The organism is Microbacterium sp. 13-71-7 (genome assembly GCF_002257455.1).
GTDB lineage: Bacteria > Actinomycetota > Actinomycetes > Actinomycetales > Microbacteriaceae > Microbacterium.
Window position 1 is genome coordinate 1 of the sequence record NZ_NCKN01000155.1, and the last position, 9,887, is coordinate 9,887.

10 protein-coding genes are annotated in these 9,887 nt (G+C 71.9%); 6 read left to right on the top strand and 4 right to left on the bottom strand.

The features are described from left to right. The 3 genes from B7X32_RS14265 to B7X32_RS14275 all read right to left on the bottom strand — a co-directional run. A partial coding sequence (locus B7X32_RS14265; RefSeq protein ID WP_292720872.1) for an FCD domain-containing protein occupies positions 1-869 on the bottom strand: 869 nt, incomplete at its 3' end. A 97-nt stretch (positions 870-966) separates the two neighbouring features. Further along, positions 967-1,500 (bottom strand): gluconokinase, encoded by a 534-nt coding sequence (locus B7X32_RS14270; RefSeq protein ID WP_292720875.1) that lies wholly within the window; start codon positions 1,498-1,500, stop codon positions 967-969. 16 nt (positions 1,501-1,516) lie between these two features. Beyond that, a complete protein-coding gene (locus tag B7X32_RS14275; RefSeq protein ID WP_292720878.1) occupies positions 1,517-2,974 on the bottom strand; it encodes a gluconate:H+ symporter in 1,458 nt (485 codons plus the stop codon). 143 nt (positions 2,975-3,117) lie between these two features. Between B7X32_RS14275 and B7X32_RS14280 the strand changes: the two genes are divergently transcribed. The 3 genes from B7X32_RS14280 to B7X32_RS14290 all read left to right on the top strand — a co-directional run bounded on the left by B7X32_RS14280 (position 3,118) and on the right by B7X32_RS14290 (position 6,203). Next, a complete protein-coding gene (locus B7X32_RS14280; protein ID WP_292720881.1) occupies positions 3,118-3,840 on the top strand; it encodes an FCD domain-containing protein in 723 nt (240 codons plus the stop codon). 129 nt (positions 3,841-3,969) lie between these two features. Next, on the top strand, positions 3,970-5,250 hold the full coding sequence (locus tag B7X32_RS14285) for an alpha/beta fold hydrolase (protein WP_292720884.1): 1,281 nt from the start codon (positions 3,970-3,972) through the stop codon (positions 5,248-5,250). Between the two features lie 122 nt (positions 5,251-5,372). After that, positions 5,373-6,203, top strand: coding sequence for a VOC family protein (locus tag B7X32_RS14290; protein ID WP_292720895.1), 831 nt, complete (start codon positions 5,373-5,375; stop codon positions 6,201-6,203). A gap of 35 nt (positions 6,204-6,238) precedes the next feature. Here the strand turns inward: B7X32_RS14290 and B7X32_RS14295 are convergent, their stop codons facing one another. Beyond that, complete coding sequence (locus B7X32_RS14295; RefSeq protein ID WP_292720887.1) at positions 6,239-8,212, bottom strand: DUF2264 domain-containing protein; 1,974 nt, start codon at positions 8,210-8,212, stop codon at positions 6,239-6,241. A gap of 34 nt (positions 8,213-8,246) precedes the next feature. Here B7X32_RS14295 and B7X32_RS14300 point away from each other — a divergent pair, with 34 nt between their 5' ends. From B7X32_RS14300 to B7X32_RS14310, 3 genes are all read left to right on the top strand, one after another. After that, positions 8,247-9,266, top strand: a complete 1,020-nt coding sequence (locus B7X32_RS14300) for a hydroxyacid dehydrogenase (RefSeq protein WP_292720889.1) — start codon at positions 8,247-8,249, stop codon at positions 9,264-9,266. 70 nt (positions 9,267-9,336) lie between these two features. After that, positions 9,337-9,732 carry a VOC family protein gene (locus tag B7X32_RS14305; protein WP_292720892.1) on the top strand — a complete coding sequence of 132 codons (396 nt, stop codon included), beginning with the start codon at positions 9,337-9,339 and terminating at the stop codon, positions 9,730-9,732. 50 nt (positions 9,733-9,782) lie between these two features. Then, positions 9,783-9,887, top strand: a 105-nt coding sequence (locus B7X32_RS14310; protein WP_292720898.1) for a MerR family DNA-binding transcriptional regulator, incomplete at its 3' end; no start/stop codon positions are given.

The following is a 9,887-nucleotide window of genomic DNA, read 5'->3' on the forward strand; positions in this document are numbered from 1 at the left end:
TCCGACAACGAGGCCGGACGCTTCAGCACGACCTGACCCGGTCGGCCGTCCACTTTCGGGAAACGCAGGTTGTAGCTCTCCGGATGCAGGAACAGCCAGGCCGCGGCCAGTACCGCCGGCACGTAGTCGCGGGTCTCCTGGGACAGCTCGTCGTAGACCGAGGGATCATAGAAACTCACGTCGGGCCGATCGCCGGCGAGGCGCCGCATGCGCCCCTCACCGGCGTTGTAGGCGGCGAGCTTTCGCAAGGCCGTCGCGGTGCCGGCGCGCAGGTGCCGCTGCACGCGCAGCCGCAGCGTCGCCGTATCCCGCGCCGCGAAGGACTCGAAGATGCGCGCGTGGTCCTCGGCCATCGCGATCAGGTCGTCGTGGTCCTTGAACAGCAGCAGCAGGCGTCCTCGCATCATGCCGAGGATCTCGTTGACCGTCGCGTTCTCGGCGAGCTCCGCCATGACCAGATGGAACTCCGCCCCTGCCGCATGCGCCGCGGCCGCATCCCCGACGCCCGCCGCCGCGAACTCGCGCTCGAGCGTCGCCTCGACCTTCGCGATCCCGTCCGACGTGTGCCGGAGCGCCGCGATCTCGAACACGAGCACTTCCAGCACGTCGCGCACCTGGGCGATGTCGCGCACGTCGTCCTCGGTGAACTGACGGACCACGGCCCACGACCGCGGACGCGCGGTGAGCATGCCTTCGGCGAGCAGCTGCCGGATCGCCTCCCGCACCGGAAGCCGGCTCACGGCCAGCTCGTCCGCGATGTCGCGCTCGATGAGGCGGTCGCCGGATCGGCGCTGCCCGGACAGGATCGAGTCGCGCAGGAGCCGGACCACCCTGGCCGACTCGAGCTCCACGCTGCCCGCGTTCCCCATGGGGCCATTGTGGCACCGACGCGCCAGGCCGCAAGCGGTGGACCGGGATCCGGGAACGGAACCGGGGCCCGCCTCACTCGGCGGACCCCCGGCTCCATCAGGGATGCGTCGGCGTCCCGTGCTCCTCGAGCCAGTCGAGCACCTGCTGCGCGGCATCCTGCACCGGGAGGGCGGCGTCGACGACGAAACCCGCCTCGTCGGGACCGAGCGGCTCGAGCGTGTCGAGCTGGGAATCCAGGAGCGAGGCCGGCATGAAGTGCCCGAGCCGGCGGCCGAGCCGCTCGGCGAGGTCGTGCCTGGTGCCCTCGAGATGCACGAACTCCACGCCGGGGCGGGCCAGGATCTCGCGGTAGCTGCGCCGCAGCGCGGAGCAGGTCACGATGCCAGGCTCGCCGGCCTCCTGCTTCGCGACGATCCAGTCGCGGATCAGCTCGAGCCACGGACGGCGGTCCTCGTCGGTGAGCGGGATCCCCGCCTCCATCTTCGCGACGTTCGCCGCGGGATGCAGGTCGTCCCCCTCCTCGAGCGCCCAGCCCAGGCGCCCGGCCAGGACTCCGGCCAGTGTGCTCTTGCCGGATCCGGAGACCCCCATCACCACGAGGATCCTCGGCGGCACCGTCTGCGTCGTCATCATCGTCCCGTCCCGATCAGCCCACGAACACGCCGATGATCATGACACCGGCAAGGCCGACGACGGAGATCAGGCACTCCATGATCGACCACGACTTCAAGGTCTGCGGGATGCTCAGGCCGAAGTACTCCTTGATGAGCCAGAACCCGGCGTCGTTCACGTGCGAGAGGAAGACGGATCCGGCGCCGATCGCGAGCACCAGCAGGGCGGATCCGGCGGGCGAGAGGCCGAGGTCGTGCACGAGCGGCTGCAGGATGCCGGCGGCCGTGATGGTGGCGACCGTGGCGGATCCCGTGGCCACGCGGATCAGCACCGCGACGAGCCAGGCGAAGAACAGGACGATGGGCAGCGCACCGCCGATGCCCGAGATCGCGTGCGCGATCACCGTGCCGATCGTGGAGTCGACGAGCACCTGCTTGAAGCCGCCGCCGGCGCCCACGATGAGCAGGATCCCGGCGATCGCGGGGAGCGACGACGACACCGAGGCGCCGACCTCCTTGGAGCTCATGCCGCCCCCGCGGCCGAGCACGACCATGCCGACCAGCACGGCGATGAGCAGCGCGATGACCGGCTTGCCGAGGAAGTCGACGATGCCCTTGAACGCAGAGGTGTCGTTCGGGGCGACGATGTCGACGATGGCGGAGAGGAGCATCAGGACCACCGGCAGCAGGATGCTGAACAGCGTGGTGCCGAAACCGGGACGCTTGCGCGCCTGCACGGTCGCGGTCTCGCCGGCCTGCGCGGTGTCCTCGGCGGTCTCGAAGAGCGCCGGCACGGGCACGTCGACCCAGCGGGCAGCGAGGCGGCCGAACAGGGGTCCGGCGATGATCACGGTCGGGATCGCGACGAGGACGCCGAAGGCGAGCGTGAGACCGAGGTTCGCGCCGATCAGGCTGATCGCGGCGAGCGGGCCCGGGTGCGGCGGGACCAGGCCGTGCATGGCGGAGAGCCCCGCGAGCGTCGGGATCGCGATCTTCATGAGCGAGACGCCGGAGCGGCGGGCGACCAGGATGATCACCGGCACGAGCAGCACGAGTCCGACCTCGAAGAACATCGGCAGGCCGATCAGCGCGCCCACCAGGCCCATGACCCAGGGCAGCGCCGCGGCGCTCGCCCGGGAGACCAGGGTGTCCACGATCCGGTCCGCGCCGCCGGAGTCGGCGAGCAGCTTGCCGTAGATCGCACCGAGGGCGATCAGCACGCCGACGCCGCCCGCGGTGGATCCGAAGCCGTTGGAGAAGCTCGTGACCGTCTGCGTGGCGGACATGCCTGCGACGAGGCCGGTCACGAGCGCGCCGATCAGGAGCGAGAGGAAGGGATGCAGTTTGACCCAGGTGATCAGCACCACGATGGTCGCGATGCCGACGAGCGCCGCGAGGATCAGCACCCATTCCGGGGCGGTCGTCGTGGGCGGGACGGGGTCTGCGGCCGAGAGGAGCGTTCCGGGAACGGCGGCGAGAGGGATCGAGGACATAGCCATGAGCTTCCTTGGTCTGGCGGAGAGATTTCGCCTCAGCGTAAGCGATAAGTAGGACTTAATCAAGTACGCCACTGCTATACGCCGCTCTACAAGGGATCCACCCTCTTTCTTGCCGGGCTATCGCCATAATGGGCTTCATGGCAGAAGGCACCCGCGAGGCGGCATCCGCGCAGCACCGCCGGCTGCTCGACACGATCGGCATGCGCATCGTGGAGGGCGAGCTCGCGCCGGGCGCCCGGCTGCTCACCGCCGACGTCGCCGCGGAGTACGGCGCCTCCCGCTCCGCGATGCGCGAGGTGGTGCGCGTCCTCGAGACCATGGGCATGGTCGAGGTGCGCCGGCGGGCCGGCGTCGAGGTCCTGCCGGCCGAGCGCTGGAGCCCATACGCCCCCGAGGTGATCCGCTGGAGACTGGACGGATCCGACCGGCTCCGCACCCTGCACGAGCTCAGCCAGCTGCGCTCGGCGATCGAGCCGCTCGCCGCACGTCTCGCGGCCGCCCATGCCTCCCCCGAGCAGCGCGCCACGCTCGTCAAGGCGGTGCTCGGGATGGTCGAACACGGCGATCGAGCCGACGAGCCCGTCTACCTGCAGCACGACATCGACTTCCATGCCGCCGTGCTGCGCGGCTCGGGGAACCCCTATCTGGCCGGTCTCACCGACGTGGTCGCCGAGCTGCTGCACGGGCGCACGGCCCACGCGCTCATGCCCCACCGGGCGGACGAGACCGCGCTGCGGATGCACCAGGAGGTCGCGGCCGCGATCACCTCGCGCGACCCCGAGGCGGCCGCGACCGCGATGGCCGCGATCGTGACCGAGGCCGACGACGCCGTCGAGGCGATGGCGAAGCCCGGAACCTGAGCCTTGTCGCCGGGCCCGATCGCTGAGTCGAGCCAGGTCGCCGGGCCTGTCGAAGCGCCCGAACGACCTTAACCGCGCTGATAGGCGCCGGACAGCCTCCCCTGATCGCCCGGCACGCATAATCGACCCATGGCGGACACGAGGATCGAGGCGGGACGCGGGACGCACGCGCCCAGCGCGCTGCCTCGCCTGCTCGCCGCCTCCGTACGAGGGGTGCGCCGCGTGCGCCGCCCCGCGACGCCGACCGCGCCGGCCTTCGACCTCGCGTATGTGCGCAGCGGACCGCGCTCCGCGGCGCCGATCGTCGTGATCCCCGGAGGTCCGGGACTCGGATCCGTGCTGCCCTACCGGAGGTTCCGGCGCAGGGCCGCAGCCCTCGGGCTCGACGTCATCATGATGGAGCACCGCGGCGTCGGCCTGTCCAGGGCCGACCTCGCCGGCGGCAGCCTGCCGCTGTCCGCGATGCGCATGGTCGACGTGATCGACGACCTCGCCGCCGTCCTGGAACAGGAGGGCGTGCCGCGCGCGTACCTCTCCGGATCCTCGTACGGAAGCTACGTCGCCGCGGCGTTCGGCGCCCGCCACCCTGACCGGGTGGCCGGGATGCTGCTGGACTCCGCCCTGCAGTCGGTCGCGGATCGCGACGCCGAGCGCGCGATGATCCGCGGGCTGTTCCTGGACGGGGACACCAGGATCACCGCGGCGGTGCGCGAGCTGCTCGACGACGGGTCGGATCCGCGCATCCTCCTCGGCGTCCTGCGCGCGGCCTACGAGCTGGGCGGGGAGGGGCTGCTCGAGCCGCTGCTGCGCCGGCGCGTGCACGATGTGCGGCGCACCGATCGAAGCGGGCGTCCCCGCCACGAGTCCCGCATGCACGGGCCGGTGTGGTCGGCCCTGGAGGCGTACGTCGACAAGGCCGAGTCCGAGGCGCACGTTCCCGGGTTCTACGAGTTCGATCTGGTCGGCGCGATCGCGTTCCGCGAACTGGGGTTCGGGCCGGATCCGGACGGCTCCGCGCTCGACCCCTCGCTCACGTACGCGGCCATCGCCGACCGGTTCCCCCGTTTCGCCGGCGAGCCCTTCGACCTGACGGCCGCGGCGGCCGGCTTCCACTGGCCCACCGTGCTGCTGACCGGCTCGCGCGATCTGCGCACGCCCGCCGCGGTGGCGCGCCGCGTGGCCGCCGCCGCGCCGGACACCGTGCTCGTCGAGATCGACAACGGGCACAGCGCTCTGGAGTCCCACCCGCTCGCGCTGCTGCACGCGCTCGAACGGCTGAGCCGTGGCGAGCAGCGCCGGCTGCCCACGGAGAGCGCGATGATGAACGCGCTCCCCCGCCGCGGGCTCGTGGCGGGCCTGCCCCGGTTGCTCACCACGGGCACGCGCTGGGAGGCGGCGCTGCGGCCGTGAGCCCGGCCTCGGACACGATTCCGCCCCGCGGTCGTACGTCCGCCAGGAATGGAACCCCGGTCCATTCCGTTGCATAGATCGTGACCTCCTCCCGCTCCGATCTCCTCGCCGCCGACACCGCGATGGGCGCCGTGACGCTGCTCGTCGCCGACCTCGACGCGATGACCGCGTACTATCGCGACGCCGTCACGCTGCGGGTGCTGTCCGCCGAGGGCGACCGCGTGGTGCTCGGCCGGGGCACGAGGCCGGTCGTGATCCTGCAGCACAGCCCCGAGCTGCGGCACGCGGCGCCGCGTGCCGCGGGCCTGTTCCACACCGCGATCCTGTTCGAGACCCAGGCGGCCCTCGCCGCCGCGCTGTACTCGGTCGCGCAGCACGCCCCCGGGACCTTCACCGGCAGCGCGGATCATCTGGTCAGCCAGGCGTTCTACTTCACGGATCCCGAGGGCAACGGGGTCGAGCTGTACTGGGATCGCGATCGCACCCAGTGGAGCTGGACGCACGGCCGGATCGAGATGGACACGCTGTACCTGGACCCGAACGCGTTCCTCGGCGAGCACCTCACCGAGAGCGGCGCGGCCGACCCTGTGATCGGCGGCGCGACCGTCGGGCATGTGCACCTCTCCGTCGGCGACGTGGCGTCCGCACGCGAGTTCTACGTGCACCGGCTCGGGTTCGAGACCACCTCGGAGCTCGGCGGATCGGCCCTCTTCGTGAGCGCCGGCGGCTACCACCACCACATGGCGATGAACACCTGGAACAGCGCGGGCGCGGGCCGGCGCTCCCCGGCGCTGGGCCTCGGCCGCGTCGACATCGTGCTGCCGGGGGCGGACGATCTCGGATCCGTCGCGGAGCGCATGACGCACTTCGGCGTGCCCGTGCGCGACGACGGACGGACGCTCGCGTTCGAGGATCCCTGGGCGAACGCGATCCGCCTCACGACCGCGGGCTGAGCACCGCGCGAGGCACCGCGCCGGGCGCGGCCGCCTCAGCCGATCCGCACCGCGCTGACCGCGCCATCGGTCCAGAACACCTCGACGAGCGCCTCCCCCGCGTCGGACACGACCGCACGCGCCGAGGGTGCCGGGTCGGAGCCGCGCCCCACGCGGACCGCCGCGATCACGACATCGCCCTCCCCCACCTCGGCGAAGTCGAGTCGCGGGATCGAGGTGACCGCGCCGATCGGCGAGACGCCGGTCTCCGTGCGGACCGACGTCGCCGGCGCGCCCGAGAGCGCGCGCAACTCGGAGCGCATCCCGTCCAGGTCGAGCGCGATCTCCGCGTCCCCGCTCTCCATGCTCGCCGCGGCGGTGCCGGTCAGCGGCCAGCCGCTCACGCGCACCGGCAGCGGCGTCCCGGCGACCCCCTCCCGGGGCAGCCGCCGGGTCGCGCGCACCTCCCACGCTCCGCGGACGACGCTCGCCGTGGCGAGCACGGGGCCGTCCGTCACGACGCCGGCGCGCCCGGATCCGTGGTCGTACGTCGGGGCGTCGATGCTCGAGTCCACCCAGTGCGCGTCGGCCGTAGAGCTCGCGAACGCCGCGATGCCGTCGTCGCCGATCACGCCGCGGGCGAACCCGGTGCGGTGCGTGGACCGCCCCTCGGCGTCGAGCGCGCCCACCATGCTGTCGGCGGGATCGTCGATCGTCGCGCCGGTGAGCGGCGGCAGCGTCGCACTGGAATAACCGAACCGGGCGTACAGCGCCGAATCGCCGATGCGGTCGCCCTCGAACGCGTGGTCCGCGCCGTGATTGATCACGCGCACGATGCCGTCGGCCGCGGTGCCGCTGACCAGCCAGCCGGCGGGCCGGATCACTCGGCGCACATCGCCCTGCTCGATCGGCAGCGGCTCCTCCACCGCCGTCCAGACCTCGTGGTCCGCCGGCAGTACGAGGCCGAGGAACCCCTTCGACGCCCAGTACGGCGAGCCGCCGCCCGAATACGACTGCGCCATCGCCGGCCACTCGCCGAACAGTCCCATCGTGAGCAGACCGCGCTCGTCGATCGCCCCGCGTTCCACGAACGCGCGGAGCTGGCCCGACGCGGCCCGGCGCAGCAGGCCGAGCGGCAGCCGGGTGGCGCCGGTGACCGCGCCCATCCAGAGCGGCGCGGCCGTCGCGAACCGGTAGATCAGGCTGCGCCCCTGCAGCACGGGCATGCCGTCCGCGCCGATGAGCGCGGCGTAGTCGTCGAGGAACTCGGTCAGCCGGGCGCGGAACACGGGCCCGAGGGCACCGGATCCGAACTCCGCGGATCCCTGCGCCCCCGCCCAGAGCAGCGGGTACAGGTGCATCGCCCAGCCGCAGTAGTAGTCGTAGGCGCGGGCCGCGCCGTCGGCCCACCAGCCGTCGGCGCGGTACCAGTCCTCGATGCGGGCGAGGTCGGAGGCGATCCGCGCGGGGTCGTGCGGACCGCCGACCGAGGCGAGGAACGTCTCGACCGTGATGCGGAACCACAGCCAGTTGTTGTCGGGGTACCAGCCCACGGGGTTCAGGGCCAGCCAGTCCACGATGCGCTGCTGCGCGACCGCGTCGAGCGTGTCCCACAGCCACGGCCGGGTGAGCTGCAGCCCGAGCGCGATCGAGGCCGCCTCCACCTCGGCCTGCGCCTGCTCGGCGGGCAGGATCCACCGCTCCGGATTCGAAGGGTCGGTGCCGGCGATGAGGCCGTCACGGTACCAGTCCAGGAACCCGTGCGGATCCTGGCCACGCTCGCCGGTGAGGCGGAAGGCGAACAGCAGGAACGAGCGCGCGAAGCCCTCCAGCCCGTCGCTATCGGCCCCGCTGCTGCTGATCTGCCCCGGCAGGCGCACCTGGCTGCGGGTGGGCGTGAAGTACGGCCGCAACGAGAGCAGCAGGTGGTCGGCCACGGCGGCCCAATGCGCGCGCGTCCATCCCGTGTGCGGCGAGAGCGCGCGGTCCTCCGGAGGCAGGATCAGACGCGCGGGGTCGAAGGCGGTCACGGAGTCAGGGTATACGCTTTCCCGCGGAGGAACCATGACCCGAGAAGGCGACCCCGAAGCGCTCGTCGTGATGTCGCGCGAGGCGTTCGACGCGCAGTTCGACGCCGCCCGCATCGCACGGCTCCGTCGCATCGCGTCCGTCCCGGACCCGCTGTGGACCGCCGATCCCACCGACCCGGCGCTCGCCGATCGGCTGGCCGGAGTCGAGGTTCTGCTCACGGGCTGGGGCGCGCCGCAGCTCGACGCCGACCTCCTCGGCCGGATGCCGCGTCTGCGCGCGATGCTGCACTGCGCGGGATCGGTGCGCGCCCTGGTCAGCCCCGAGTTCTGGGAGCGTGGGATCCTCGCGACCTCCGCCGCCGAGGTGAACTCCGCCCCCGTGGCCGAGTTCACGTTCGCCGCCGTCATCATGGCGGGCAAGAAGGCGCCGTTCATCGCCGCCGACCCCGCCTCGCGGCGCCTCAACGGACTGACCGCAGATCGATACGGGGAACTCAGCAACTTCGGCCGCACGATCGGCGTGGTGGGGTTCAGCCGCATCGGCCGCCGGGTCGTCGACCTGGTTCGGCAGCTGGACGACGTGACGTGCCTCGTGGCGGATCCGTTCGCGGATCCGGAAGAGGTCGCGGCGGCCGGAGGCACACTGGTCGCTCTCGACGACATGCTGCCCCGCGTGGACGTGCTCTCCGTGCATGCGCCGGAGCTTCCCTCGACCCGCGGGATGATCGGTGCGGCGCAGCTCACGGCGCTGCCCGATCACGCCACCGTGATCAACACGGCGCGCGGCAGCCTGATCGACACACCGGCGCTGGAGCGCGAGTGCGCGAGCGGACGTCTCAACGCGATCCTCGACGTCACGGATCCGGAGCCGCTTCCCGTCGATTCACCGCTCTACGACATGCCCAACGTGATGATCACCCCGCATCTCGCCGGCTCGCTCGGATCGGAGTTGTTCCGGATGACGGACGCAGCGCTCGATGAGCTGGTGCGATTCGCGAAGGGCCTGGATCCCCGCGAGCCTGTGACGCAGGAGAGCATCCGCCTGAGCGCCTGACGGCACGCCGTCCAGGGACGCGGCATTCACCCCCTGGACCCCGCGCCTCCGAGGGGCGCATGCTGGGACCATGACCGCTTTCCAGACCACGCACGCGTTCAGCGGGTTCAGCGTCGACGACATCGATGCGGCCCGGACCTTCTACGGCGAGACCCTCGGCTTGGACGTCTCGATCAACCCGATGGGCTTCCTCGACCTCCGGCTGCCGCAGGGCGGATCCATCCTGGTCTACGCGAAGCCGGACCACACGCCGGCGAGCTTCACCATCCTGAACTTCCCCGTCGACGACGTCGAGGCGGCGGTCGACGACCTGAACGCCCGCGGCGTCGTCACCAAGATCTACACGGATCCGGATCTCGGCACCGATGAGAAGGGCATCGCACACGGCGGTCCGGGCCGCGGACCCGACATCGCCTGGTTCACCGACCCCGCCGGCAACGTGCTGTCGGTGCTCGCTGCGGTCTGATCCCGTTCCCGCTTGACTTCGAGTGCACTCGAAGTCGTAGCGTGGGGCGCATGCCGGAAACCACCACGACGCGCTCGATCTCCGAGGCGGCGCACGAGCTCGGGCTGACCGCGCACACCCTGCGCTACTACGAGCGGGAGGGGCTTCTGCTGACC

Bases quoted from the DNA above. Each gene is read 5' to 3' on its own strand.
- B7X32_RS14270 (WP_292720875.1), bottom strand. From the start codon at position 1,500: ATGACGACGCAGACGGTGCCGCCGAGGATCCTCGTGGTGATGGGGGTC.
- B7X32_RS14275 (WP_292720878.1), bottom strand. From the start codon at position 2,974: ATGTCCTCGATCCCTCTCGCCGCCGTTCCCGGAACGCTCCTCTCGGCC.
- B7X32_RS14280 (WP_292720881.1), top strand. From the start codon at position 3,118: ATGGCAGAAGGCACCCGCGAGGCGGCATCCGCGCAGCACCGCCGGCTG.
- B7X32_RS14285 (WP_292720884.1), top strand. From the start codon at position 3,970: ATGGCGGACACGAGGATCGAGGCGGGACGCGGGACGCACGCGCCCAGC.
- B7X32_RS14290 (WP_292720895.1), top strand. From the start codon at position 5,373: ATGGGCGCCGTGACGCTGCTCGTCGCCGACCTCGACGCGATGACCGCG.
- B7X32_RS14300 (WP_292720889.1), top strand. From the start codon at position 8,247: ATGACCCGAGAAGGCGACCCCGAAGCGCTCGTCGTGATGTCGCGCGAG.
- B7X32_RS14305 (WP_292720892.1), top strand. From the start codon at position 9,337: ATGACCGCTTTCCAGACCACGCACGCGTTCAGCGGGTTCAGCGTCGAC.